The following is a 24,962-nucleotide window of genomic DNA, read 5'->3' as shown; positions in this document are numbered from 1 at the left end:
GGGCCCGGTCAGGGTTACCCGCCCGGAGAGGCCGACGGCCGACAAGGAGAGGAGGAACCCCGCCGTGAGCAACGCGACGATGGAACGCGAGGAGGCGGCGCGGCTTCCCGAGGGCGACGTGGTCCGCATCCTGCTGGAGCAGCACGCCCGGATCCGGGACCTGTTCACCGAGGTCAAGAGCGCACAGGCGGAGCAGAAGAGAGAGATCTTCGACGAGCTGAGGGCTCTGCTGGCCATTCATGAGACGGCGGAGGAGATGATCCTGCGCCCGACGGCGAGGAGAACGGCCGGAGCGGCCGAGGCCGAGGCGCGTAACCATGAGGAGGAGGAAGCCAACAAGGTCCTCGCCCAGCTGGAGAAGGTGGACGTCGGCAGCCCCGAGTTCGACTCCCAGATCGCCGCCTTCGAGCGGTCCGTGATCGCCCACGCCGAGCACGAGGAGCAGGAGGAGTTCCCCGCTGTGCGTCAGGGCTGCGACGAGAACCAGCTCAAGGGCATGGGCGCGCTGCTCATGACGGCGGAGAAGCTGGCACCCACCCATCCGCACCCGCGCGCCGCGGGATCGACCGCAGCCCAGTGGCTGACCGGGCCCTTCGCCTCCATGGTCGACCGCGTCAAGGACGCCCTCACCCGGTCCCGGGGCGGCACCTGACAAGGCGAGGCCGGCTGCGCTTCGACGGCTGGATCGCCGGGATCGGTACGTCGTCCGGCACCCGTGTGGTGGTGGGGCATTGGGCACGGTCGCCGTTCGGGGCGTTCAGTGACGTGATGCTGGAGCGGCGGGACGGGCACCGCCTCCTGCTGGCTCCCTCCGCGCAGACGGCGGACTTCATCGCCGGCACCTATGTCTTCGACGAGGTGCGGGTGACGCCGGTCCGGGTGGACGCCACCGAGCGGGACTGGACGGTCACGGCCGGCGCGCTGCGACTGCGCTTCTCCCTGGGCAGCCGAGGTGCCGTAGGGCGGCTGCTGAGAGCCGTGCCCGGGCCGCTCGCCGCCCGTCCCGCCTGGGCCGCGTGGACGACCCGGCCGGCATGGCTGCTGCTGGGCGCACGCACCTGCGGCAGCGCGGGCGGCGGCCGCTACGAGTGGTACGGGGCGAAGGACCTGCACCGCATCACCGCTGCCATGGTGCGCTTCGAGGACGAGGACCTGGGCTCCCTCGGCCCGGTCCGGCCCCCCGTGCGATTCGGGTTCGGCTCGACCCCGCGCGGGCCCTGCCTGGTGCGCCTCACCACCACGGTGGACATGGGACAGCACGAGCGGACCCGTCTTACCCGACCGTGAACAGGGCGTTACGCAAGTTTGAGTCGTGCTCGGAGATCTCCTGGGGGAAGGTGGAACTGTGACAGCAGGCGCCACGGAACTTGCCCGGGAGTGCGAGCGGCTGCGGGTGGAGAATCGGCAACTGCAGCGTGCCGTGTCCTCTCACGCTCTGGTCGACCAGGCGATAGGCGCCGTGATCGTGCTCGGACGGATCCGGCAGGACGAGGCCTGGGGGGTACTGCGGGACGTCTCGCAGCGCACCAACACCAAGCTGAGCCTCATCGCCGAACACGTCCTCAAGTTCGCTCAGGGCGGTGACCTGCCCCAGCCGGAGCTGGACGAGTTCAGGCGGGCCCTGGAGCGCAACAGGATCGGCTCCCGCACAGATCGGTGATCCCCGTGGCGCAGATCGCTGAGTCCCGTACCGCAGCGCACCGCGGCCGCCACCCGCGCCCCTCCCGCCGCCGTCCCGGCGTGTCGAACGGCCGGCCGCGGGCACTGGGAGACGATGAGGCGTCCCGGACAGCCAGCGGGACCGACGAGGGAGGGGCCGCATGGAGCGCCAGGCCGCGGCGGACGGGACCGGCGAGCGCCGCGCGACGGCCGCGCCCGGCACGGACGGCCCGTCGTCGCGCGGCGACACCGCCGACGTACGACGGCGGATTCCGCGCACCGACGCCGTACTGCGTGATCCTCGGCTGTCCCGGGCAGCGCGCCGACTGGGACCGCGTGTCGTGAAGGAGGCGGTGCGGCAGGCGCAGGAGCAGGCCCGGGCAGGCAGCATCGCGCCGGGTCAGGTGGAGGACGCGGCGGTCGCCCTGCTGCCCGCCACGGCCGGTGGACTGCGGTCGGTGATCAACGCCACCGGTGTCCTGCTGCACACCAACCTCGGCCGGGCCTCCCTGTCGGCGGCCGCCCGGCAGGCCGTGCACGAGGCCGGCGGACCGACGGACGTCGAACTCGACCTGCGCACCGGCGTCCGCGCCCGCCGCGGTCGCACCGCGCTGCGGGCCCTGGGCGACCAGGTTCCGTCCGCCGCCGCCGTACACGTCGTCAACAACGGCGCCGCCGCGCTGGTCCTCGCCGCCACCGCGCTGGCCGCGGGCAAGGACATCGTCATCAGCCGGGGGGAGATGGTGGAGATCGGGGACGGTTTCCGGCTCCCGGACCTCCTCGTCTCCACCGGGGCCCGGCTCCGCGAGGTCGGCACCACCAACCGCACCACCGTCGCCGACTACGCTGCCGTGATCGGCCCGGAGACCGGGTTCGTACTGAAGGTGCACCCCTCGAACTTCCGCATCACCGGATTCACCCGCGCCGCCGAGACCGGCGAACTGGCCGCGCTGGGCGTCCCCGTGGTCGTCGACATCGGCTCCGGCCTGCCGGCACCGCACCCCCTGCTGCCCGAGGAACCCGATGCCGAGACCCAGTTGCGCGCCGGAGCCTCACTCGTCACCGCGAGCGGCGACAAACTGCTCGGCGGACCGCAGTGCGGACTGCTCCTCGGGGAGGCGGAGTTGGTCCGCACCCTGTCCCGCCATCCCCTCGCCCGTGCCCTGCGGGTGGACAAGCTGACCCTGGCCGCCCTGGAGGCGACGCTCACCGGGCCGCAGACCCCGACCGCCGCCGCTCTGGCCGCCGACCCGGCCGACCTCATGGACCGCGCCCTCCGACTCGCCGACGAGCTGAGCGCCGACCGCATCGACGTACGGGCCGTGGAGAGCGCGGCGACCGTCGGAGGCGGCGGCGCGCCCGGAGTCACCCTGCCCAGCGCGGCGCTCTCCCTGCCCGAGTCCCTCGCGGCCGTACTGCGCACCGGGGCCGTCCCCGTGGTCGGCCGCCTGGAGGCGGGGCGATGCCTCCTCGACCTGAGAGCGGTACCGCGCGAGGACGACGAGCGGCTCGCCGACGCCGTGCGGTCGGCCGCGAGGAGGTAGCGCATGCGGGTCCTGGCCACCGCCGGGCATGTCGACCACGGCAAGTCCGCCCTGGTACGGGCGCTCACCGGAATGGAACCCGACCGCTTCGAGGAGGAACGCCGCAGGGGACTCACCCTCGATCTCGGCTTTGTGTGGACCCGGCTCGCCCCGGACGGGGAACATCTCGCCTTCGTCGATGTGCCGGGTCACGAGAAGTTCGTCGCGACCATGCTCGCCGGGGTGGGGCCCGTGCCCGCCGTCCTGTTCGTGGTGGCCGCCGACCAGGGCTGGCAGCCGCAGTCGCAGGAACACCTGGCGATCCTCGACGCGCTCGGGGTGCGGCACGCCGTGCTCGCGGTGACCCGTAGCGACCTGGCGGACCCCGAACCCGTACGGGCCGACGCCGTCGCGCGCATGGGCGCCACCTCACTCGGCAGCGTGCCGTCCGTCGCGGTGAGCGCCGTGACCGGTGCCGGACTGGACGAACTGCGCACCGAGTTGGCCCGGTTGGCCGGTGCGCTGCCGGACCCGCCCGTGGACGCGGACACACGGCTGTGGCTGGACCGCGCCTTCACGGTACGCGGCCACGGCACGGTGGTGACCGGCACGCTCGGTGCGGGCACCCTTCGGGTCGGCGACCGCCTGGTGACGGGGGACGGCTCAACGGCACTGCGCGTGCGCGGACTCCAGTGCCTGCACGAGGAACGGTCCGCGGTCGGCGGGGTGGCCCGGGTGGCCGTCAATGTGCACGGCTCCACGGCCGACGCCCTACGGCGGGGGCAGGTGCTGCTGGCCCCGGACCGCTGGCTGCTCACCGGCGTGACCGATGTCCGCATCACCGGCGAGCCGGCCGGTGAACTGCCCCGTGGGGTCACCCTGCACATCGGTACGGCCGCCGTTCCCGTGACGGTACGACCCCTGGGCGAGGACACAGCGAGGCTGATCCTGGGCCGCGCACTGCCCCTGCGCGTCGGCGACCGCGCGGTGCTGCGGGAACCGGGCGGCCGGCGCCCGCCCTGCGGAGTGACCGTGCTCGATGTGCGCCCGCCCCGGCTGACCCGGCGGGGCGCGGGCCGGGCCAGGGCGGCGGAGCTCGCCGCCATGACGGGCTGTCCGGACGGCCCCGCGGAGCTACGGCGGCGCCGCCTCGTGCGCCGCTCCGAACTGGTGGCGATGGGCGTACCGCCGCCTGCCGCGCCCCTGGTCGGGGACTGGCTCGTGGACGAGACCCACTGGGCGGGGTTGCGCGAGCGGCTGGCCGCCGAGGTTGAACGTCACGCACAGCGGCACCCGTTGGAGCCGGGCCTGCCGGCCGAGGCGGCGCGGCGCCTGCTCGGCCTGCCCGACAGATCGCTGGTGGACGCCCTCGCCGAGGCGCCCGGCGCCATGGAACTGAGGCGGCGGCAGGGCCGGTTGTACGGCCCCGGCGACGACCGGCCCACGCTTCCTCCGCCCCTCGCAGCGGCCGTCGACGCCGTACGGCGTGAACTGGCGGCGGCGCCGTTCCGCGCTCCGGAGGCGGATCGTCTCCGGGAACTGGGCCTCACCCGCAAGGCGCTGACCGCCGCGGTGTCCGCGGGGGCGCTGCTGGCGGTGGCGGACGGTATCGTGCTGCTCCCGGGTGCGGACAGCCGCGCCGCCGACGTCCTGCGCCGGCTGCCCCAGCCGTTCACCCTCAGCGAGGCCCGCCGAGCCCTGGACACCACCCGCAGGGTGGCTGTGCCCTTGCTGGAGTTCCTGGATGCGCGGGGGTTCACGCACCGGGTGGACACCCAGCGCCGCCGCTGCGGGATTACGAACAGGTGACTACTGTCCCGGACCGGCACAGGCGTCCCAAGCAGTCGCTACCGTCGTCGGTCCGACACATTGGGGGGACAGATGACAAACCCGTACACCATGCCGTCTCAACCAGTCAGACCCGTGCCGAAGTGGGCACGGAAGCGCTATGTGCTTCCCGCACTGGCACTCGCGTTCTTCGTCGGTGTGGGGGCCGGCGGCAGCGGACAGGAGACCAACACCAAGACGAAGGCTGCAGCCGACAGCGTCCTGCCGACCGCCACGGTCACGGCGACCGCGACGGCCACCGAGACCGCGACGCCTCAGCCGGCACCGACCGTCACCGCCACCAAGACCGTGCAGGTCCACGTCACGGTCACCGCGAAGGCCGTGGCAGCGGGTGGAGGCTCGGGCAGCGACGACAGCAGCGGCGGAGGGGGCGGCAGCGTCTACTACGCCAACTGCAGCGCGGCTCGCGCGGCGGGGGTGGCACCCCTCTACCAGGGCCAGCCCGGGTACGACTCCCATCTCGACCGGGACGGCGACGGCGTCGCGTGCGAGTGAGGACAGGGAGCCGCCGAGACGCCGGATGAGCACGAAGCCCGGCCGTGCCCCCACCACGGCCGGGCCGGCGTCAGATCAGGACAGCTTCCACTCGGCGGTCTGGTCGGAGAATCCGGAGTCCATCGTGAACTGGACCGTCGCCACCTTCGAGCCCTTGGGCACCTCGAAGACGATCCAGCCGAGCGCCTTCGCGCCGGGCTTCAACTTCACATCTGACGACATGGACGGGCCGGCGGTGATGTCGGCGAACGTCGACTCGAACTGCTGACCCTCGCTGTCGGCGATCTGGGCGCCGTTGGAGGGGCTGTCGCTGTAGGTCTTGGTTCCGGTGTTGACGAGCCGGAACTGCACGCCGACGAACCGCTTGCCGGCCTCCGGGGTCGTGAATTCGTCGCTGGACTTCGCGGGGTCGGCGACCTTGACGAGGGTGACGTCGAGCTGGCTGCCGTCGTCCATGCCCTTCGCGGTGATGGTGTCGCCGGCCTTGGCCACCTTGGGCGCGGCGCTCTTCTTGGTGGTGTTCTTCGCGGTGCCCTTGCCGGTGTCGGCCTTGGCGGAGGCATTGGCCTTCGGCTTGTCGACGACGGAACTGCCCGGGTTGCACGCGGTGAGAGCGAGTGCATCGACGGCGGCAGCGGTGGCGAGTCTGATGTGAGTACGGGTGCGCATGGGTCCCTCAGGGTTGTTGTGGTTCGCATGTGAAGGGCATGTGAAGGAATCGTATGGTTGCACGTTCCATCAAAAAAGTTGAGGGCTGGGGGAACCTGAAGGCCGATTCTGTCGTCGCCTTGACGAAGAGGCCGGTGCCTGCGGAGGAGGAGCGGGTACCGCGGTGGGAAGTCGCGTCGGCGGGACGGGGACGTGCGGTCCTTGCGCTCACGCTCTCGGATGCCCGGTGCGCGGGCCGTGGGGCGACCGTGTTCCGTCCCCGGGCGGCCGGGCGTGCGAGTGGCTCCGCGGTCGCGCCGGTCGGGGCGGATACCTTGGCGGAGGCGGACGGGAATCGAACCCGCCTGCCCGAGATCCTCGGACACCTCGGTTTTGAAGACCGGGAGGGCCACCAGGCACCCACACGCCTCCACCGCCCGTCAGGCTACTGGAACGCCTGCCCCGGCCCGCACCGGCCACACCCCCTGGAGCAGGCGAGTTCGATTCCCGTCCGCCCCGCCGAAATCGGCGGTGGCATGTTCGACCAGGCCCTACGGCGGTACTCCCAGCGCGGTGCGCACACATGTGGCCGCGACCCACCCTCCGACGAAGGAGCCCGCTATGACCTCGACGCGTGAGACACCCGTACGGCTCACCCAGTTCGCGCACGGCGGCGGGTGTGCCTGCAAGATCCCGCCCGGTGAGCTGGAGGACATCGTCGGCGCGCTGACGGCGCCGCCGGTCGCGGCCGGCAGCTCGCTCCTCGTCGGGCCGGCCACCGGTGACGACGCCGCCGTCGTCACCCTCCCCGCCGCCCATGGCGCCGCCGCGGCCGCAGTGGTGGCCACGGCCGACTTCTTCACCCCCGTCGTCGACGATCCGTACGACTGGGGGCGCATCGCCGCCGCCAACGCCCTGTCCGACGTGTACGCGATGGGCGGCCGTCCGCTGGTCGCCGTCAACCTGCTGGCGTGGCCGCGCGAGGTGCTGTCCTTCGACCTGGCGCGCGAAGTGCTGCGCGGTGGACTGGACGTGGCGGTCGAGGCCGGCTGCCATGTGGGCGGCGGCCACAGCGTGGACGATCCCGAACCCAAGTACGGCATGGCCGTCACCGGACTCGCCGATCCGTCACGGCTGTTGCGCAACGACGCCGGGCGGCCGGGTCTGCCGCTGTCGCTGACCAAGCCTCTCGGTCTGGGCGTCCTTAACAACCGGCACAAGACCACGGGCGAGCGGTTCGAGCAGGCCATCGCCACCATGGTGAAGCTCAACCGGGACGCGGCCACCGCGGCTCTGGACGCGGGTGCCCGCTGTGCCACGGACGTGACCGGCTTCGGCCTGCTCGGTCATCTCCACAAACTGGCGCGGGCGTCCGGCGTGACCGCCGTGATCGACACATTCGCCGTCCCGTATCTCGACGGGGCACGGGAGGCCGTCCGCGACGGCTACGTCAGCGGCGGTACCCGGCGCAATCTGGAGTGGGTCACGCCGTACACGGACTTCGGGGACACGGACACCGACACCCGGCTGCTCCTGGCCGACGCGCAGACCTCGGGCGGTCTGCTCGTGGCGGGGGAGGTGCCCGGGGCGCCGGTGGTCGGGGAACTCGTCCCGCGCGGGCCCCACTCGATCGTGCTGAAGTGAGGCCCGCGGCCCGGCCGCCGCAGGGTCACGGCTCCGTACCGGTGTGATCGTCGATCCCGGACCGCGCCCGGTAGACCCGCACCAGCTCCACCGCGGCCGGGCCGCGCGGGCGGCGGCCCGGCCGGATGTCGACGGCGAACGCCTTGGTCTCCTGGATATGGGTGTTGGGGTCGAGGGCCATGTGCACCAGCTCGTTGGCCGCATCTCCCGTGCTGTAGCCGTTCGGACCCCAGTGGTAGGGCAGTCCGACCTGGTGCAGGGTGCGCCCGTGCACGGTCAGGGGCCGAACCCGGTCGGTGACGAGCACACGTGCCTCGATGACGTTGCGGGCGCTGACGATCGTGGCCCAGCCGGTGTGCTCCAGGCCGCGCTCGGCCGCGAGCTCGGGAGACACCTCACAGAAGAACTCCGGTTGCAGTTCCGCCAGATAGGGCTGCCAGCGGGACATCCCGCCCGCGGTGTGGTGCTCGGTGAGCCGATAGGTGGTGGCCACGTACGGGAACACCTCCGTTCCCGGCTCGCCGCCGCTCGGCTGGTAGCGGTTGTCGGGGTGCGGTGGCAGCAACTGCCGTACCGGATTGCGCTGCTGCTCGTACAGCAGGTTGGGGAACGGCGAGTCCTGCGGCTCGTAGTGGGCCGGCAGCGGACCGTCGGTCAGCCCGGAGGGCACATACAGCCAGGCCTTGCCGTCGGCCTGCATGATGAACGGATCGGTGCCCGAGAGGGCCTCCGCCCCGGTGGTGTCCGAAGACGGCTTATATCGCGGCGACTTGGTCGCGGCGAAGTCGGCGATGTCGTGACCGACCCACCTGGCCTGGCCCTCGTCCCACCACACCAGTGCCTTGCGCTCGCTCCAGGGTTTGCCGTCCGGGTCGGCCGACGCCCGGTTGTACAGGACGCGGCGGTTGGCCGGCCAGGCCCAGCCCCACTCGCTGGCCACCCAGTTCTGCTCCCTGCCCGGCTTTCGGCGGGCCGCCTGGTTGACGCCGTCGGCGTACACCCCGCAGTAGATCCAGCAGCCGCAGACCGTGGAGCCGTCGGAGGCGAGCTGCTCGTAGGAGGACAGCGGATTCCCCTCGGTGTCATGGCCGTTGATCTCGGCGAGGACCGCCTCCGCGTCCGGCTCGGCGAGCTCGCCCCTCGTGGGGTAGTCCCATGTCAGGTCGAGCACCGGGCGGTTCATCTCGTCGGTCGATCCGGCGAGCTTGCGGCGGATGATTCGGCCGAGGTGGAAGGTGAACCACAGGTCGCTGCGGGACTCGCCGGCCGGCTCGACCGCCGCGTGGTGCCACTGCAGCAGTCGTTGTGTGTTGGTGAAGCTGCCGTCCTTCTCGGTGTGCGCCGCGGCCGGCAGGAAGAACACCTCGGTGCGGATGTCCTCGGTGCGCAGCTCGCCCGTCTCGATCTCCGGCCCGTCCTTCCACCAACTGGCCGACTCGATCAGGGAGAAGTCCCGTACGACGAGCCAGTCCAGGTTGGCCATGCCGAGGCGCTGCATCTTGGCGTCGGCCGAGCCGACCGCGGGGTTTTCACCGAACAGGAAGTAGCCCTTGCAGGTGCCCTCGAGCTGGGCCATCACCGTCTCGTAGGTGGAGTGCGAGCCGGTCAGCCGCGGGAGGTAGTCGAAGCAGAAGTCGTTGTCGGGGGTGGCGGCGTCGCCCCAGTACGCCTTGAGCAGGCTCACCAGGTACGAGCGCATGTTGCCCCAGTAGCCCTTGTGGGCCGCCTCGGCGTTCACGAAGGCGTCGAGGTCCTCGTTCTTGTGCGCGTGCGGCATGGGGATGTACCCGGGCAGCAGGTTGAACAGGGTCGGGATGTCGGTCGAGCCCTGGATGGAGGCATGCCCGCGCAGGGCCAGGATGCCGCCGCCCGGCCGGCCGATGTTGCCGAGCAAGGTCTGCAGGATCGCGGCCGCGCGGATGTACTGAACGCCCACGGTGTGCTGGGTCCAGCCGACCGCGTAGGCGAAGGCGGTGGTCCGCTCGCGCCCGGAGTTCCCCGTGACCAGCTCGCACACCTGGCGGAAGAGGTCCTGCGGCACGCCGCAGATCTTCTCCACCATCTCGGGCGTGTAGCGGGCGTAGTGCCGCTTGAGGACCTGGAAGACGCAGCGCGGATGGGTCAGCGTCTCGTCGCGTTCGGGCTCGCCCTCGCCGATGGCGGCGCCGCCCGCGCCATGGGCCTCACCGCGGGCCGCCTCGGCGACCGAGCTACCGCCCTCGGGGCGCTTCTCGTACTCCTGGTCGCGTGCGCCGGAGGCCGCCTGCATCTCCGTGCCCGCGTACTGCCAACTGCTGTTGTCGTAGCTGCGGCTGTCGGTGTCCAGCCCGGAGAAGACGCCGGCGAGGTCCTCGGTGTCACGGAAGTCCTCCCGCACGATGACCGGCCCGTTGGTGTAGGCCACCACATAGTCGCGGAAGTACTTGTCGTTCTGCAGGACGTAGTTGGTGATGGCGCCGAGGAAGACGATGTCCGAGCCCGCGCGCAGCGGCACATGAAGGTCGGCCAGGGCGCTGGTGCGGGTGAACCGCGGATCGATGTGGATCACCTTCGCGCCACGGGCCTTGGCCTCCATCACCCATTGGAACCCGACCGGATGGCATTCCGCCATGTTCGAGCCCTGGATGACGATGCAGTCCGAGTTCTGCAGGTCCTGCTGGAAGGTGGTCGCGCCGCCGCGTCCGAACGAGGTTCCCAGACTGGGAACGGTGGAGGAGTGTCAAACACGCGCCTGGTTCTCGATCTGAATCGCTCCCAGGGCGGTGAACAACTTCTTGATCAGGTAGTTCTCTTCGTTGTCCAGCGTCGCTCCGCCGAGGCTGGCGAAGCCCATCGTGCGCCGGGTGCGGGTCTCGTCGACCTCCCACTGCCAGCCCTCGCGACGGGCCGCGATCACCCGGTCGGCGATCATGTCCATCGCCGTGTCGAGGTCGAGGCGCGCCCACTCGGTGGCGTGCGGGCGGCGGTACAGGACGTAGTGCTCACGGGCGTGCCCCGTGGTCAGCTGAAGGCTCGCCGCGCCCTTGGGACACAGCCGGCCGCGCGAGATGGGGGAGTCCGGGTCTCCCTCGATCTGGGTCACCCGCTCGTCCTGGACGTAGACGTTCTGGCCGCAGCCGACGGCACAGTACGGGCAGACCGACTTGACCACCCGGTCCGCGGTGGCGACCCGGGGAGCGAGCCATGCGCCGGCGCCGCTCTTGGCCGCGGCCCCGCGCCCCAGGGGATCCGTCCCCGTCAGCTGGCGGAAGACCGGCCAGGAGTCGATCCATGTGCGTACGCCCATGCCGTCCGCCCTTTCGGTGGTGCCGTGCCTCAGCGCGGTGCCCGGTGTACTCCGTCCCTTCGGGACCCGAGCGGTCCCGTTCGTCCTGCGGCAGATTCTTCCGCAGCCGGGTCGGCACGGCATCCTCGAACGCCGCCCGGCCGATGCTGGGTACCCGTCGGATGCGTGGCCAAACCGGGCGTCCTGGCGAGAGTGAGCCGAGACTGTGAGGGGACTCCGGCCTGCGGTGTGTTCCCCTGGCGGTGCGCACACCACGCCCGTAATGTCCGGGTGGCCCTGGTGTGGAAGGTGCGATGGGAGTGGTCGGATTGCTTACCGGTGACGGTCTCCCGGCGACCAGGGGCGGTGATCTGCGTGCCCCGTGACACACGGCCGGAGGTCCTCGTCTTCGACGTCAACGAGACGCTCACGGACATGGGCCCGCTCAGTGCGCGCCTGGAGGACATCGGCCTGCCGGGGCACTTGCTGCCGATCTGGTTCGCCGGGGTGCTGCGCGACGGCTTCGCGGTGACCCTGGCGGGCGGTCATGCCACCTTCGCCGCCGTGGCCCGGGACGGGTTGCGGTCCCTGCTCGCCCGGGAACGGTCCGGCACGCCGGACCCCGGAGCGGCCGTGGACCACGTCCTGGCCGCACTGCCCGGACTGCCCGTGCATCCGGACGTGCCTGACGGCGTCCGGGCCCTGCACGCGGCCGGGCATCGTCTGGTGACCCTGACGAACGGCTCCGCCGACACCACCCGGTCCGTGCTGGACCAGGCCGGTCTGGGGGACTGCTTCGAGGCGCACCTCGACGTCGAGGGCGCGGGCCGTTGGAAGCCCGCCCCGGAGGCCTACGCGTACGCGCTGCGCACGGTGGGCGTACTGGCCGAGCGGGCCACGCTGGTCGCGGTGCACCCCTGGGATATCGACGGCGCCGGACGGGCCGGTCTGTCCACCGCCTGGCTGCGGCGGAGGCCCGACGCCTACCCGGCGGCACTGCGCCCCGCCGACCGGGAGGCCACCGGGATCGCCGATCTCGCGCGGCGACTGGACACCGCTCCCGAGAGGTGACGCCGCACGTCCGGCCGTCAGTGAGAGCGCTGCTCCAGCCGCTCCCGCTGCGGTACGACGGTGTACTTGGGGTCCTCGGCGGACGCCACCCCGGCGTGGAACACCCCGAACCGCACAGCCGCCGACCCGGTCATCAGTGCCGCTCCCGCCGCCACCGTGAGCAGCCGGCTTCTCCGCCGGCCCGCGAGGACCGCCAGCGCGGCGCCGCCCGCGGTGAGCGCCTCCGCAGAGCGCAGGAGCGTACGCGGCCTGCCCTGCTCGAACGGTTCGGCGGCCAGGCCCATCCGTCGCTTCATCACCTGGAAGGCACCCAGTTCCAGGGCGGAACCCAGCACCGCCATACGGCACGCGGGCCCGGTCTGCCCGACCGGCGCGCAGGCCAGGGCCAGCCCGGCGGCGGCGCTCGCACCGGAACCCGCGAAGACGAACGGCAACTGACGGTAGCCCTCGTGCCAGGTGGGAACCGCGGTGTCGGAGACCAGGACGGCGGTGTAGGTGGCGACGGCAGGGCCGAGGACGGCGGCCCCCGCCGTCGCGGCGGCGCCGACGAGGCGGTGGCGGTGCGCCACATCGGTGGCCGCGGCGACCATGGTGAGCGGCGCGTATCCGGTCAGCAGCCACGAGCCCACGCTCATGGGCGAGGTGGGTTTGAGGACACGGAGCATGTTGAGGAAGCGGGCGGGCCGGCCCAGATCGTGCACGAGTGCCGCCAGGGACAGGGAGATCGCCCCTACCGCGCCCAGCTTCGCTGTCCGGGCCAGCGCGGGGCGGCCGGTGGCGTGCGCCCCGGCGGCCAGCAGCGAGGACGCGCCGGCGAGGCCTCCGAGATACAGGTAGCCCGCGATGTCGAGGGCCGACCACCTCGGCGGGTTCAGGATCGGCAGGCCGTAGTAGGAGGAGAACCGGGCCTTGGGCACCATGCGTTGTTCACCGCCGCCACGGCGACGACGACGGCCGGTGTACCCGCCGGGGAGCGCGTCGCGTCCGGGCCGCGCCCCTTCCACCCCGTCGCGGGAGACGCCCGATCCGCTCATCGCGGCCTCCTGGCGAAGGCGGCGACGGCCAGCGCACCGAGCGACACCGCGGCCGCCGCCGCGTGCCGCCACATGGCGGGCAGGTCCCGGGTGGTGACCACCGGGTCGGGTGGCAGTCCGTAGACCTCCGGCTCGTCCAGCAGCAGAAAGAACGCGCCGTCGCCGCCCACACCGTCGTCGGGGCTCTCGCCGTAGAGGCGGGCGTCGGTGACGCCCGCTGCGTGCAGCCGGGCCACGCGGGCGGCGGCGCGCTCGTGCAGTTCCTCCAGCGGGCCGAACTGGATGGAGTCGGTGGGGCAGGACTTGGCGCAGGCCGGCTCCATCCCGACGCCCAGCCGGTCGTAGCACAGCGTGCACTTCCACGCCCGCCCGTCGACGGGGCGCTGGTCGATGACACCGTACGGGCAGGCGGGCACGCAGTAGCCGCATCCGTTGCAGATGTCCTCCTGGACGACCACCGTGCCGAACTCGGTGCGGAACAGCGAGCCGGTGGGGCACACGTCGAGGCAGGCCGCGTGGGTGCAGTGCTTGCAGACGTCCGAGGACATGAGCCAGCGCAGTTCGGTGCGTCCGTCCGGCGACACGGGCGAGATCTCCCGGTCCGCCGCGCCGGCGGGGGCGGTTCCCGGCGCGGGGGCGGTGGTCCCGAGCTGCCGGGCCGCGTCGAAGACGTCGACGTCCCCGTGGCCGGCACCGGGTGCCTGTCCGTCGAGCTGCCTGCGCTGCTCGATGAACTTCACATGCCGCCAGGTGTCCGCGCTGAGGCCCTGCGTGTTGTCGTAGGACATGCCGGTCAGGTGGAGGCCGTCCTCCGGCACGGCGTTCCACTCCTTGCACGCCACCTCGCACGCCTTGCAGCCGATGCAGACGGAGGTGTCGGTGAAGAAGCCCATGCGCGGCGGGTGGTCGACGTACCCGGCCGCTCCCGCCACGTCGGGCTGGGGACCGAACAGCTGGTTGCCGTGCACCGCGCCCTCGGCCGTCCCGCTCGCCTTTCCGGCGCCGCCCTGCGTCATGCCAGACCTCCCTGCTCGGCTTGCTCGGCTGATGCGTCCGCCTGCTAACCGGTCGTCCTCCGCGCGGGGCGCACCCCGGGGCGCGGCGTCGTTTCGAGCCTGGCACGAGTCCCCTGCGGCCGCGCGTTCGAAACCGCCGGAGAGGGGCCGCTCCGCGCACTGCCCTCGGACGCGCCCTTCCCTGCGGCGGGCCGCCCGGAGGGTCAGCGAGCGTTCTGCCGCAGCGTCGTCCGCGGTGTCCGGCCGTAGGCCTCGCGGTAGAGGGCGGCGAAGCGTCCCGGGTGGTGGAAGCCCCAGCGTGCCGCGACCTCGGTGACCGTGACATCGCCCTCGGGGTCGGCCGAACGGAGGTCATGGTGGGCGTGGGTGAGGCGGACCTGGCGCAGATACCCGAGGGGAGTGGTGTCCAGGTGCCGGCGGAAGGCGTACTGGAGGGTGCGGATGGTGACGTGGGCGGCGGCGGCCATGTCGGCGAGTGTGATGTCCTGGTCGGCGTGGTCGTCGATGTAGGCGGCGGCGCGCCGCAGGGCCGTGGGGCCGGCGTCGGCCCGGTCGGAGCCGGTGGGATCGGTCTGCGCGGTGGTGGGAAAGGTCGCGAGGACAGTTGCCGCCAGATGCTGGGTGAGGGTCGAGACGACCAGTGGCTGGCGGGCCAGGCCGGGTTCCGCGAGGACGGTCTGCAGCCGGGTGATGGTGTACTTCAAGTGCTCCGCGGCGGCGGGGGAGTGGGGCCGGTGCCCGGTCAGGCGTACCGGCTCGGGACGTGACCGCGGTACGAGGTCGGCGACCTGGGTGAGCAGGTCGGGGTCGAGCATGGTGATGTTGTAGCGGGCCTGGCGGATGCGTCCGCTGTAGGGCAGCTCCGGCGGGGCGAAGCAGACGGCGTCCCCGGGGCCGAAATCGTCCCGGACCCCATGGAAGGCGTGGTCCTCGATGGTGCCGTCGTGCACGACGCAGAGGCAGATTCTGCCGAGCGGCGTGACGGAGTAGTCCATGTCGAAACGCAGGTCCAGTTCATCGGTGCTGACCATGTCCGTGGCATGGCGGATCAATTGTGCGCGGTTGCCACCCGGGGTCCCGCTGCCGATGCGCATTCTCGCGTACGCCTGGCTGAAGAACGCCTCGGTCTCCGCCAGGTCGTCGCTGTCGAAGGCCAGCGTGTCCATGACTGGTTTCTCCCCTCCCTCAGCGATGCGGATTCTTTCGGACAGGTAAGGCCGGGCCGGTCGGAACGGAGTCCCGGCACGTTCATAGACTTTATAGATGCACTGTTTTCCGGTCCGCCGGACGGAAAACGTGCAGAAGGCGGAGCAGCCGCTCGACGCGATCGGCGGGCCCGGCTTTCGTTTCCCGTACTGCGCCGCGTGAGCTGTTCGTTTGATGTATCGCCACTTGGGGCCGCCGAGTACAGAGTGGGGCACGAAGAGGCCGAAGCGGTCGTGGCGTGCCTGTGCGGACGACAGGCCGACGCGTCCCCCGTCTGCCCCGGAGGTGTCCATGGCGTTGTCCGGCCTCTCCGGGTGTCCTTCCCTGGAGCCGCTGTCCGTGACGGAGCTGGCCCGGGACGTGCGGCGGCTCAGCGCGGAGAACGCGCGACTGCAGCGAGCCCTCACCGACGACGCCGTCCGCAATCAGGCCGTCGGCGTGCTGGCGGTCCTCGGCCGGGTCATGCCCGAGGACGCAGGCCGGGCGCTGCGGGAGGTCGCCCGGCGTACCGGCACCGGCCTCGACGACCTTGCCGCAGGCGTGGTGAGGTTCGCGCAGGGCGGCGACCTCCCCCACGAGGAGCTGGGCGAGCTGCGGCGGGTACTCGACGGGTGCACGGGTGATTCCGGGCGCCGGGAGCAGCCCTCTACAGCAACCTGAGCGTGGCGGCGACCTGAACCGGCCGCCGTGGTGGGTACGGGCGCAGGCGCCCGCAAACGGTTCCGGTACGACGTTCACTCGCGCAGGCGTACGACGCCACTCCTTCGGACCGGCCCGGCGAGCCGCGCAGGGGCGAGCACTTGACGCTCGCTGAGGAAGAACCCCTCGGAAGGAGGACCCCCATGAGCGCCACCCGACGCTCTCGCTGCCTGCGCAAGCCTCTGTCCGCCCTGACGGCCCTGGCCACCACCGCAACCCTCGCCGTCGCCGTCCCGGCCCTGGCGACCCCGGCTGCCGCCGCCGCCAAGGACACCTGTGGCGACCCCCGGCAGAACCTGGAGCCGACTGCCCAGGCGTTCCTCGACAAGCTCGCCAAGGGGGGCGGCCCGCCGATCCAGGACATGACGCCGGCCGCCGCCCGCAAGGCGCTGCTGGACCTCCAGGCCGCCTACCCGGTCGAGAAGCTTCCCGCCGACATCACCGAACGCACCATCCCCGTCGGCCCCACCGGCTCGGTCTCCATCCGTATCGTCCGGCCGAAGGGCATGACCGGCAGGCTGCCCGCGGTGATGTACTTCCACGGCGGTGGCTGGGTCCTCGGCGACGCCTCCACCCACGACCGGCTGGTACGGCAGATAGCCAACGGCGCCAAGGCCGCGGTGGTCTTCGTCAACTACACCCGCTCGCCCGAGGCCAACTACGACACCGCCAACGAGCAGGCCTACGCGGCCACCCAGTGGGTCGCCCGGCACGGCGACGAGATCAACGTAGACGGCTCCCGGCTGGCCGTGGCCGGTGACAGCGTCGGCGGCAACATGACCGCCGCCGTCACCCTGATGGCAAAGCACCGCGGCGGCCCCAAGCTGGCCCAGCAGGTGCTGTTCTACCCGGTCACCGACGCGAACTTCACCACCCCGTCCTACCAGCGCTACGCCAAGGGCTGCTGGCTCACCGCCGCGGGCATGAAGTGGTTCTGGAACGAGTACGCCCCCGACACCTCGGTCCGCACCCGGCCCACCGCCTCCCCGCTGCGCGCCACCGCCGACCAGCTTCGGGGCCTGCCCAAGGCGCTGTTGATCACCGACAGCGATGTGCTGTACAGCGAGGGCCGTGACTACGCCGTCAAGCTGCACGCGGCCGGCGTTCCCGTCACCCACGTCCACTACGCGCACATGATCCACGACTTCGTGATGCTCAACGGCCTCGCCGCCAGCCACGCCGCCAGGTCCGCGGTGGCCCAGGCCAACGAGGCCCTGCGGCAGGCTCTGTACGGCTGACGCGGGTCCCGCACCCGTCGCCACCAGGCGTCTCGACGGCGCCCGATCGCACCGCCCCGCCGCTCCGTTTCCGTGACGCGGCCGGGCGGTGCTCGGCGTGCTTCGGGCAGCGGCGGGCCGGTCGGGCCGGGTTCGCGGGTCGCCCGTGCCGTCATCCACTCGCGGCGCGGGTGCGCCGCCGATCGGTGTGGGCCTCGTGGACGTGACGGCCCAGCAGAGGGCCGCCGAAGACGATGAAGCCGACCCCGATGAGCCAGGACTGCACGATGAGGACCGCGCCGACCGTGCCGTAGGTGACGGCGTTGTTCACGATGAGCGGGGAGAAGACCTGGTAGGAGAACCAGCGCAGGCCGACGAGGCCCAGCATGGTGGCCGTCGCACCGGGCAGCAGCGCCCGCCATCTCACCCGGCTGCCCAGCAGGAAGTGCTGGCCCCACCAGAAGAACAGCACGCCGAAAAAGACGGTGAGGGTGATGCGGACGATGGACGGGACCATACCGCCACGCAGGATCGCGCCGCTCTGCACCTCGGCGAACAGATAGGCCGTCAGGGCAGCAAGCCATACGGCGCGACGCCACACACTGTGCCAGCGCCCCGCGGGCAGATCCCACACCCGTTCATAGCCCGTCTGGACGCTCGAGGCGAAGGTGAGTCCGAACAGGGCCAGGGCGACGATACTGAAGACGCTGGTCGCGCTGAGTACTTTGCGGGGCGCGGCGAACAGTTGGTTCACCGCGTCCGCGGGGCGCCCCGTCAGGCTCATGCCGTCGGTCACCCAGGAGGCGAAGCCGCGCTGCTGGAAGGGGACCGCGGCGGCGACGACGATCAGCAGCGGCGCGAGGGTGACCAGGGCCAGAGCGGCGAAGCCCATGGCGCGGTGCATCAGTTCCATCTCACGGCCGTGCTGCCAGAGCCGCCCGGTGGACGAACTGTGCCAGCGGGTGTGCCAGCGTGTGTGCCGTCCGCGGTGCTGGGGGCGTTCGTGCGGGGGCGGGCCTGAGGAACCCGTCATGCGTCCCCCCGTTCCCGAGCCACCGTCAGCTGAAACCCCCTGCTCCCGCCGATCACCCTGTGGCGGTGCGCGTGCCGCTCACGTGCGATACACTCGATCTAGTGAACGGCGCTGAACTTCGGTGCCCTTCCTCATGCGTTGGTGGTCCAAGGAAAGACGCCCCGCTTCCTGTGGGGAGATGCAGGTGCAAGGCCTGCCCGGCGCTCTATCAGACCCCGCCTCCGCTTGCCCCGGAGGCGGGGTCTTCTGTGTGTTCGGGATCCGGCGGGCGCCTTGGTCGTCGGCGGGTCGGTCGGCAGGGTCGGTCGGCGGGGGTCAGCGGCTGTCGTGGCGAGTGACCCGCAGCGGCAGTGCGTTGGGGCGGATCTGCACATGCTCGACGGCACGGACGCGGTGCCGGGGGACCGGATGGAGTCGCCATCGCGTCATGATGGCCGCCAGGGTGATCCGCATCTCGTGCCACGCGAAGGTGTCGCCGATGCATTTGCGGTTCCCGGCCCCGAACGGGATGTAGGCGCCGCGTGGCAGGTCACGCTCGGTCCGGGACAGCCAGCGGTCCGGGTCGAACCGAAGGGGATCAGGAAAGGACACGGGGGCGCGGTGCAGTGCGGCCGCGCTGAGGATCAGCTCGGAGCCCTCGGGCAGCCGTACCGAGCGGATGGTCGTCGGGCATGCGGTGCGCCGCATCATCAGCCAGTTCGGCTGGTCAAGGCGCAGGACTTCGGTCAGGAAGCGGTCCGTGTACGGGGTCGGGGCACCGGGGTCGCGGGCGAGGCTGACGGCGCGGGCCTCCGCACCGATCCGCTCCTGGGCCCTGGGGTCGGTGCTCAGGACGTGCAGCGCCCAGGACAGCGTGGTGGCGGTGGTCTCCGCTCCCGCGATCAGGAGGGTGAGCAGTTCATCGCGCGCCTGCTCGTCGGTCATGACCGGGGTGGCGACGCCGGCGCGCCCCAGCATGAGGGACAGCAGATCACCGTCGCCCGCGTGGATCCTGGCGTGCTGGACGGCGCGCTCGGCGGGGGTGCGCAGGGTGGCGGCAGCGGCGAAGAAGCGCCGACGGCCGCGCGTGGGAAGCGCGGCGACCCGTGTGGGGAGCACCGTGTGCAGGAACATCCCCTTGGTGAGCACATGCAGATACGCGGGGACCTTCTCGCCCATCTCGGCGAGGTCGCGGGGGATCTCGTGCGACGAGGAGAACAGCACATGGAGGATGACCCTCGTGGTCAGGCGGCGCATCTCTTCGTCGAGTTGGACGACGGATCCCGGGTGCCAGCTCTCGGCCGTCTGCTCCGCGAGGGCGGCCATGGTGGGCGCGTAGCCGGCGATCCGGGCACGGTGGAAGCCCGGCTGGAGGATGCGGCGCTGTCGCCGGTGGAACGCCCCCTCGGAGAGTGCGATGCCATTGCCCATGAAAGGCCGCGCCGTTTGGAAGAGGAGTCCTTTGCCCAGGTCTCTGCTCTTCTCCGTGAGGCTCTCGTGCACGGCGCCCGGTGAGTTGAGGACGAACGCCGGACGACTGCCGAGCAGGATCTGGACGACCTCGCCCTGAGGGCGCAGGGAATCGAAGAACCGGGGTGTATTTTTTTTAGCGTTCACCCTCAAGGTCTCATGGAATAAATTGGCTTTTTATCGTAATTTCCGACCGTCGGGCCGACGGTACGGCGGGCATCGCATGCGAAATGGGCCCGGTCGGCGGGCCCCACGATGACGATGCACGGGAAGCCGACCTGCCTCGCCGCCTGTGCGGCGGCACTGTGGCGCCTCGTCCCAGCCGGTCGGTCGGCTGTCCTCGTGCGCTGCCCGCCGATGGTTACTGCCCCGCTCCCGCCACCGGTGCGGCCGCTTCGGCCGCCCGCAGTCCCGTCCCCGGTGCGCCGGAGCCGAGCCTGCTGTTCGTGGGCTCGTGCCGGCCCGACCAGGTCTGATGGCTCTGCACTCCGGTCAGATGGGCCGGTGCCGGAGTGGCCGGGCCGTAGGTACGGGTGGACCGCCCGCCGCGCGCCGTTGCCTCGGTCAGGGTCAGAGCGAGCTGTTCGAGGCGGTTCTCCAGGGTCCGCAGCATCTCCTCGTCCCGCTGGCGCAGTGCCGCGAGCAGGTCCATGGCCTCCTCGTCACCGGCGAGCGCCGCGATGCTCTCACCGGCCCGGCAGGTCGCCAGCGACTGTGCGGCGGCGGCGTACTCGCACTCCGTGATCCTCAGCATTTGGCGGTCGGTCGCCGGACGGCCGCCGAGCAGGACGCCGTCCGCGATCATCGCACCGGCCTCCAGGGGGATGCGCGCGGCGCGGACGACGACCGACGCGAGCGTCCGGACGACGGCGGTCGCGTCGCTCAGCAGTCGACGGGGCTGCAGAAGGCGGACATGGTCGTCGATGCGGTCGATGTGCTCCCGTACGTCGGCGAGAAGGTTCTCCAGGGTGTGGCGGTGCGGATGTGCGGGAGTGACAGCCAAATCCGCCCGCACCATGTGGATGAGGGCGGCGTGGGTTTTCCGGGCGTCCTGTAGCGCCGGTATGAGCGCGTCCGTCGTCACTGCCATTGGTGCTCCCTTGTCTGGGGTCGTGGGACTGCGGGAGGGGCGGATCTGCCTGTCGAGCGGATGTCCGCGTGGGCCGGCCCCAGGGATCAGCGTGTGCGAACCGGCTGAAGATCGCGCGGTGGCCTGGTCCATCCCGGGTGCGGCCGGGGACGGTTCCTCGTGGTGACAGCGCTCGGCGGGATGTCCGACGCCGAGCCGCCCGGCTAGCCCGTCCGGGTGTGCCGTACGCCGAGCGGTGGCGTACGCCCTCGACGCGGGCACGGGAGCCGTGAGCGGCCGGAGTTGAGCCGAGACGTTCCGCGGGGGCCGGTTCCCCGCATCTCGGCCGCGCCGCCGGACCGTGGCTGAACCCGGGCGAGGGCCGACTCCGGGCCTGTGGTTCCTGCCCTCGTGGCGGGGAGTGCGGGCGGGCCGGAGGGGGCGGCGAGCCGCTCCACGAGGGCGTTGTCAGTGGTCGCCACTAAGTTCAGCCGTGTCCCGCCGATCTGGCGTGGACGTCCCCTGGGCGCAAAGGAGATGGTGCGTTGTCGGTTTGGGAGAAGTCGAGTACGGCACGGGTGACACCACCCGCGCGGCCGCGGAAGCTGGCCAAGGTGCCGTTCGTCGAGCTGGCCGACGGACGTCTGCAGGGAGTGGTCTCCAGCGGCTCGGACATCGAGCGGGTGTATGTCTCGTCAGTCGCGGCGGGGACCTACGCGTTCGCGTGCAGCACCAACAACAACCGCCCCTGCGGCGGCGCACGGGGCTCGTTCTGCAACCACATCCGGGCCCTGATCAACGAGGCGGTGCTGCAGTACGGCGCCGAGCGCGTCGCCCGTTATCTGCGTGTGGACGTCGCGGAGGCGGAACGGAGCGCGGACACCCTCGCCTCGGTCATGACCGGCACCCGTCCCCCGCAGGCGGACGCCAAGGCGGCCGCCGCCGTCTTCAGCCGGTTCCTGCGCCACCTGGCCTATCTGGAACTGGCCCCGGTCACCGTGCCGTTGCCCGAGATGCAGTGGTTCCCGCCGACCAGGGCGGCGGCGGACGCGGCCCCGAGCGAGCGGGCGTCGAGCGCGGGGGAGCGCGCCTATCTGCTCGCCGAACCGATCACCGGACTGGACGAGGCCCTCGCCGCCGTCGACGCCTTCGACCAGGCTCTCGTGGGCGGACTGCTGCGTCCGCACCCCGGCCAGGCCGCGGGCCTCGACGAACTCGCCCAGGCCGTCGCGGGGACACCACTGGCCTCCAGGACCGCCGAGGCGGCAGGGAAGGCCGCCGCCGGAGCCGCGGGCGAGGACGACATCGTCGCCCTCGCCGCCGCCCGCACGGCACTGCTCGGAGCCGCGCACGACGCGCTCGTGGCGCGCGTCACGGAGACGACCGGCCGGGGTCGCGGCGAGACGGAGACGGTCCCCGGGGCCGATGCCCGGCCGACGGCGAACCTGCCGGCCGCAGCCCGCTCCTGGCTCGCCGATCTGGTGCGCGCCGGATGGCAGGGCATCGACCACGACATGGTCTCCGGGGCGGCACAGATCGTCTCCGCGATGCTTCCGGACCCGGCCCTGCGCCGCCTGGGCACCCTCCTCGACGGCTTCGCCGCGGAGCTGGCCGCCTCCTGCCCCGGCGCCTCCCTCGAACGGATTCCCGTACGCCGCTGGGCGGACCTGTGGTCGCGTGCGACGCTCCTGACGCTGCCCCGGGCCACTGCCACCCCCATGGCCGGCACGGCCACGGGACGCCTGCTGCCCCTCGGCGTCGATGTGCACGAACACGCGACCGCCGCACAGGCCCAGGTCCACGCGGTCCTCGAACCCGCCGACGGCAGCGCGCCCCGCCTGGTGCGGGCCAGTGTGTCGGTGCCGAAGCCGGACACGGTCCTCGGAGCCGGCGTGTGGCAGCTGATGCGTCCGCACATGTCGCTGCTGGCCGCTCTCGGCGAAGGCCGCTCCATGGACCTCGTGGACATGCCGATCACCGCCGAGGGCGACCTGATCTGGAGTGACGAGCACGGGCGCCTGGGTGAGCCCGCGGACGCCTTCGCCGCCGCCCGCGTCGCCCTGCCCACGGCGACCGCCGCCGAGGCCGCGCCGCTGGACCGGCACCCGGCCCGTATCGCCGTACCCGTGCTGCTGGAGGGCTACAGCGTCCATCAGGACGACGACACGCTGACGTTCGAGGTCGCCGGTCACCGGCTCGCCGTCGATGCCGACCGCGCCCCGGACGCCGGGCCGCTCGGTCCCGAGGCCGTGGCGAGGTCGAGTGCCTGTATCGGCCTGCTGCGCTGGGACGATGGTGCGTTCAGCGTGCAGCCGCTGGCCGTCGAGACGACCGTGCGGAAGAAGGCGGTGGCGGTGCACGCGGGGGCGTGGGCCGGGGGTACGGCCGACAAGGCCGCTGCCAAGGCCGAGAAGGCCGCCACCGACGCCGTCGCCGCGCTGCGGGAGCGGGCGGGGAGGCTGCTGCGGAAATGACCGAGCAAACGAACGCGCGGACGACCGGACAAACGATCGATCAGACCGCTGGTCTGGCCGGGCAGTCGACCGCACAGATCGGCGGGACGGCCGCGCAGTTGGCGCAGACGACTGGGCAGGCGAGCGAGGAGACGGCCGAGGAGACGACTCAGGAGACGGCCGAGGGGACGATCGGAGCGACGAGCCACGAGAGTCGCCGTCAGGTTCTGTACTGGCGGCTTCTCGCCCGGCTGTTCGACCGCGAGGAGCAGGCGACGCTCGAATCGGCGAGTGTCTCCGTCGTCGAGGACATCGGCCTGCCGCCCGCTCTGCTCGACCCGGCGGCCTCCGTCGACTCGATCGTGCAGCGCCATCCGGAGCTGGCCGCCGAGTTCGAGGGACTCATGGTGCCCGAGCCCGACGAGGACGGCGCACGCGACCGCGCGGCCGAGGTACGGCGTGCGGCACTGGTCTCGAAGGTGCTGCTCAATGTCTTCGCACAGGGCTCCGGTAGCGTCAGCGCCGCACAGCTGTCCAACTGGCAGTCCGACGCGGGCTGGCTGGAGCGCGCACTCGGCTGCAAGCCGGGTGACCTGCGCGGCGGCCGACCTGCGGGAGGCGCAGCAGCGGGCCCGGGGGTCAGTCCGACCGGATCGGGCGGCCGCGGTACGACGCCCGATCTCAGCCGGCTGATTCCGGCGATCGGTCCGGAACTCGGCTCCATCGAGGCCGACCTCGTCAAGAGAATGCGTCTGCGCGAGGTCCTCGCGGACCCGCAGCTCGCCGCCCGGCTGACCCCGAGCATGTCGCTGATCGAGCAGCTGCTGCGCGACAAGAACAACCTCTCCGGTGTCGCGCTGGCCAACGCCAAGGCGCTGATCCGCCGCTTCGTCGACGAGGTCGCGGAGGTTCTGCGCACCCAGGTGGAGAAGACCACGGTCGGTGCCCTGGACCGTTCGGTGCCGCCCAAGCGCGTCTTCCGCAATCTGGACCTCGACCGCACGATCTGGAAGAACCTCACCAACTGGAGCCCGGAGGAGGAGCGGCTCTACGTCGACCGCCTCTACTACCGCCACACCGCCCGCAAGACGACGCCCCAGCGGCTGATCGTGGTCGTGGACCAGTCGGGCTCGATGGTCGACTCCATGGTCAACTGCACCATCCTGGCGTCGATCTTCGCCGGGCTGCCGAAGGTGGACGTACACCTCATCGCGTACGACACACAGGCGCTCGACCTCACGCCATGGGTGCACGACCCCTTCGAGACCCTGCTGCGCACCAACCTGGGCGGCGGCACCGACGGCACGGTCGCCATGGCACTGGCCCAGCCGAAGGTCGCCGAGCCCCGCAACACCGTGGTCGTCTGGATATCCGACTTCTACGAATGGCGCACCGAGCAGCTGTTCGAGAGCATGTCCGCCCTGCACCGCTCCGGGGTCAAGTTCATCCCGGTCGGATCGGTGACCAGCTCCGGCCGCGGCAGCGTCAACCCGTGGTTCCGGGAGCGCTTCAAGGACCTCGGCACGCCGGTGCTCTCCGGCCACATCCGCAAGCTCCTCCAGGAACTCAAGACGTTCCTCACCTGACCGTCCGCTGCGTCGTCACCTCAGTCATCCAGTGTGAAAGGCCTTTG

Annotated in this window: 20 protein-coding genes, 1 tRNA gene and 1 pseudogene; 13 read left to right on the top strand and 9 right to left on the bottom strand. The window is 71.7% G+C overall.

Annotated features, from left to right (window positions below):
• The first annotated feature begins 64 nt into the window (after positions 1-64).
• The 6 genes from ACFYX0_RS09675 to ACFYX0_RS09650 all read left to right on the top strand — a co-directional run bounded on the left by ACFYX0_RS09675 (position 65) and on the right by ACFYX0_RS09650 (position 5,525).
• Positions 65-652 carry a hemerythrin domain-containing protein gene (locus tag ACFYX0_RS09675; RefSeq protein ID WP_388968495.1) on the top strand — a complete coding sequence of 196 codons (588 nt, stop codon included), beginning with the start codon at positions 65-67 and terminating at the stop codon, positions 650-652.
• A gap of 116 nt (positions 653-768) precedes the next feature.
• Positions 769-1,287 carry a hypothetical protein gene (locus tag ACFYX0_RS09670; RefSeq protein ID WP_388968492.1) on the top strand — a complete coding sequence of 173 codons (519 nt, stop codon included), beginning with the start codon at positions 769-771 and terminating at the stop codon, positions 1,285-1,287.
• 58 nt (positions 1,288-1,345) lie between these two features.
• Complete coding sequence (locus ACFYX0_RS09665; protein WP_388968489.1) at positions 1,346-1,660, top strand: ANTAR domain-containing protein; 315 nt, start codon at positions 1,346-1,348, stop codon at positions 1,658-1,660.
• Between the two features lie 160 nt (positions 1,661-1,820).
• A complete protein-coding gene (gene selA, locus ACFYX0_RS09660; RefSeq protein WP_388968486.1) occupies positions 1,821-3,203 on the top strand; it encodes an L-seryl-tRNA(Sec) selenium transferase in 1,383 nt (460 codons plus the stop codon).
• Between the two features lie 3 nt (positions 3,204-3,206).
• Positions 3,207-4,991 (top strand): SelB C-terminal domain-containing protein, encoded by a 1,785-nt coding sequence (locus ACFYX0_RS09655; RefSeq protein ID WP_388968483.1) that lies wholly within the window; start codon positions 3,207-3,209, stop codon positions 4,989-4,991.
• A 72-nt stretch (positions 4,992-5,063) separates the two neighbouring features.
• Positions 5,064-5,525, top strand: a complete 462-nt coding sequence (locus ACFYX0_RS09650; RefSeq protein WP_388968480.1) for an excalibur calcium-binding domain-containing protein — start codon at positions 5,064-5,066, stop codon at positions 5,523-5,525.
• 75 nt (positions 5,526-5,600) lie between these two features.
• Here ACFYX0_RS09650 and ACFYX0_RS09645 read toward each other — a convergent pair whose 3' ends face one another.
• Positions 5,601-6,194 carry a DUF4352 domain-containing protein gene (locus ACFYX0_RS09645; RefSeq protein WP_388968477.1) on the bottom strand — a complete coding sequence of 198 codons (594 nt, stop codon included), beginning with the start codon at positions 6,192-6,194 and terminating at the stop codon, positions 5,601-5,603.
• Between the two features lie 315 nt (positions 6,195-6,509).
• A tRNA-Sec gene (locus ACFYX0_RS09640) sits at positions 6,510-6,605 on the bottom strand.
• Positions 6,606-6,794: 189 nt separating this feature from the next.
• On the opposite strand from ACFYX0_RS09640, the gene selD reads away from it, so the two are divergent.
• The gene (gene selD, locus ACFYX0_RS09635) at positions 6,795-7,817 is read left to right on the top strand and encodes a selenide, water dikinase SelD (RefSeq protein ID WP_388968474.1); all 1,023 of its coding nucleotides are present in this window, start codon (positions 6,795-6,797) and stop codon (positions 7,815-7,817) included.
• 25 nt (positions 7,818-7,842) lie between these two features.
• On the opposite strand, the gene fdh is transcribed toward selD, so the two are convergent.
• Positions 7,843-11,103, bottom strand: coding sequence for a formate dehydrogenase (fdh, locus tag ACFYX0_RS09630; RefSeq protein WP_388968471.1), 3,261 nt, complete (start codon positions 11,101-11,103; stop codon positions 7,843-7,845).
• A 354-nt stretch (positions 11,104-11,457) separates the two neighbouring features.
• On the opposite strand from fdh, the gene ACFYX0_RS09625 reads away from it, so the two are divergent.
• Positions 11,458-12,153, top strand: a complete 696-nt coding sequence (locus tag ACFYX0_RS09625; protein ID WP_388968468.1) for a haloacid dehalogenase type II — start codon at positions 11,458-11,460, stop codon at positions 12,151-12,153.
• Between the two features lie 17 nt (positions 12,154-12,170).
• On the opposite strand, the gene nrfD is transcribed toward ACFYX0_RS09625, so the two are convergent.
• The 3 genes from nrfD to ACFYX0_RS09610 form a co-directional block, all read right to left on the bottom strand.
• A complete protein-coding gene (gene nrfD, locus ACFYX0_RS09620) occupies positions 12,171-13,187 on the bottom strand; it encodes an NrfD/PsrC family molybdoenzyme membrane anchor subunit (RefSeq protein WP_388968465.1) in 1,017 nt (338 codons plus the stop codon).
• On the bottom strand, positions 13,184-14,203 hold the full coding sequence (locus ACFYX0_RS09615; RefSeq protein WP_388968462.1) for a 4Fe-4S dicluster domain-containing protein: 1,020 nt from the start codon (positions 14,201-14,203) through the stop codon (positions 13,184-13,186). Before ACFYX0_RS09615 ends, nrfD begins: the two co-directional genes overlap by 4 nt.
• A gap of 203 nt (positions 14,204-14,406) precedes the next feature.
• Entirely contained in the window at positions 14,407-15,369 is a 963-nt protein-coding gene (locus ACFYX0_RS09610; protein WP_388968459.1) for a helix-turn-helix transcriptional regulator, read from the bottom strand.
• A 331-nt stretch (positions 15,370-15,700) separates the two neighbouring features.
• On the opposite strand from ACFYX0_RS09610, the gene ACFYX0_RS09605 reads away from it, so the two are divergent.
• Both ACFYX0_RS09605 and ACFYX0_RS09600 read left to right on the top strand, forming a co-directional pair.
• Positions 15,701-16,069 (top strand): ANTAR domain-containing protein, encoded by a 369-nt coding sequence (locus ACFYX0_RS09605; RefSeq protein WP_388968456.1) that lies wholly within the window; start codon positions 15,701-15,703, stop codon positions 16,067-16,069.
• Positions 16,070-16,251: 182 nt separating this feature from the next.
• The gene (locus ACFYX0_RS09600; RefSeq protein ID WP_388968453.1) at positions 16,252-17,346 is read left to right on the top strand and encodes an alpha/beta hydrolase; all 1,095 of its coding nucleotides are present in this window, start codon (positions 16,252-16,254) and stop codon (positions 17,344-17,346) included.
• A gap of 151 nt (positions 17,347-17,497) precedes the next feature.
• Here ACFYX0_RS09600 and ACFYX0_RS09595 read toward each other — a convergent pair whose 3' ends face one another.
• From ACFYX0_RS09595 to ACFYX0_RS09585, 3 genes are all read right to left on the bottom strand, one after another.
• On the bottom strand, positions 17,498-18,358 hold the full coding sequence (locus ACFYX0_RS09595) for a ribonuclease BN (protein ID WP_388968450.1): 861 nt from the start codon (positions 18,356-18,358) through the stop codon (positions 17,498-17,500).
• 315 nt (positions 18,359-18,673) lie between these two features.
• The gene (locus ACFYX0_RS09590; protein ID WP_388968787.1) at positions 18,674-19,954 is read right to left on the bottom strand and encodes a cytochrome P450; all 1,281 of its coding nucleotides are present in this window, start codon (positions 19,952-19,954) and stop codon (positions 18,674-18,676) included.
• Between the two features lie 214 nt (positions 19,955-20,168).
• Positions 20,169-20,897: a hypothetical protein gene (locus tag ACFYX0_RS09585; RefSeq protein WP_355916359.1), complete on the bottom strand. Its 729-nt coding sequence runs from the start codon at positions 20,895-20,897 to the stop codon at positions 20,169-20,171.
• Between the two features lie 557 nt (positions 20,898-21,454).
• Between ACFYX0_RS09585 and ACFYX0_RS09580 the strand changes: the two are divergent.
• From ACFYX0_RS09580 to ACFYX0_RS09570, 3 genes and pseudogenes are all read left to right on the top strand, one after another.
• Positions 21,455-21,922 (top strand): annotated as a pseudogene (locus ACFYX0_RS09580) (hypothetical protein); the annotation flags it as partial.
• A gap of 48 nt (positions 21,923-21,970) precedes the next feature.
• The gene (locus ACFYX0_RS09575; protein ID WP_388968784.1) at positions 21,971-23,350 is read left to right on the top strand and encodes a hypothetical protein; all 1,380 of its coding nucleotides are present in this window, start codon (positions 21,971-21,973) and stop codon (positions 23,348-23,350) included.
• Entirely contained in the window at positions 23,347-24,915 is a 1,569-nt protein-coding gene (locus tag ACFYX0_RS09570; protein ID WP_388968447.1) for a VWA domain-containing protein, read from the top strand. The genes ACFYX0_RS09575 and ACFYX0_RS09570 overlap by 4 nt, the downstream gene beginning before the upstream one ends.
• Positions 24,916-24,962 lie beyond the last annotated feature (47 nt).

The sequence above is a fragment of the Streptomyces sp. NPDC002573 genome, assembly GCF_042889625.1.
GTDB lineage: Bacteria > Actinomycetota > Actinomycetes > Streptomycetales > Streptomycetaceae > Streptomyces > Streptomyces gibsoniae.
The sequence above is the reverse complement of the archived record's forward strand: the minus strand, read 5'-3'. Positions and strand labels throughout refer to the sequence as shown.

Coding starts and splice junctions, on each gene's coding strand:
- ACFYX0_RS09670 (WP_388968492.1), top strand. CDS start 769: ATGCTGGAGCGGCGGGACGGGCACCGCCTCCTGCTGGCTCCCTCCGCG.
- selA (WP_388968486.1), top strand. CDS start 1,821: ATGGAGCGCCAGGCCGCGGCGGACGGGACCGGCGAGCGCCGCGCGACG.
- ACFYX0_RS09655 (WP_388968483.1), top strand. CDS start 3,207: ATGCGGGTCCTGGCCACCGCCGGGCATGTCGACCACGGCAAGTCCGCC.
- ACFYX0_RS09650 (WP_388968480.1), top strand. CDS start 5,064: ATGACAAACCCGTACACCATGCCGTCTCAACCAGTCAGACCCGTGCCG.
- ACFYX0_RS09645 (WP_388968477.1), bottom strand. CDS start 6,194: ATGCGCACCCGTACTCACATCAGACTCGCCACCGCTGCCGCCGTCGAT.
- selD (WP_388968474.1), top strand. CDS start 6,795: ATGACCTCGACGCGTGAGACACCCGTACGGCTCACCCAGTTCGCGCAC.
- nrfD (WP_388968465.1), bottom strand. CDS start 13,187: ATGAGCGGATCGGGCGTCTCCCGCGACGGGGTGGAAGGGGCGCGGCCC.
- ACFYX0_RS09615 (WP_388968462.1), bottom strand. CDS start 14,203: ATGACGCAGGGCGGCGCCGGAAAGGCGAGCGGGACGGCCGAGGGCGCG.
- ACFYX0_RS09610 (WP_388968459.1), bottom strand. CDS start 15,369: ATGGACACGCTGGCCTTCGACAGCGACGACCTGGCGGAGACCGAGGCG.
- ACFYX0_RS09605 (WP_388968456.1), top strand. CDS start 15,701: ATGGCGTTGTCCGGCCTCTCCGGGTGTCCTTCCCTGGAGCCGCTGTCC.
- ACFYX0_RS09600 (WP_388968453.1), top strand. CDS start 16,252: ATGAGCGCCACCCGACGCTCTCGCTGCCTGCGCAAGCCTCTGTCCGCC.
- ACFYX0_RS09595 (WP_388968450.1), bottom strand. CDS start 18,358: ATGACGGGTTCCTCAGGCCCGCCCCCGCACGAACGCCCCCAGCACCGC.
- ACFYX0_RS09585 (WP_355916359.1), bottom strand. CDS start 20,897: ATGGCAGTGACGACGGACGCGCTCATACCGGCGCTACAGGACGCCCGG.
- ACFYX0_RS09570 (WP_388968447.1), top strand. CDS start 23,347: ATGACCGAGCAAACGAACGCGCGGACGACCGGACAAACGATCGATCAG.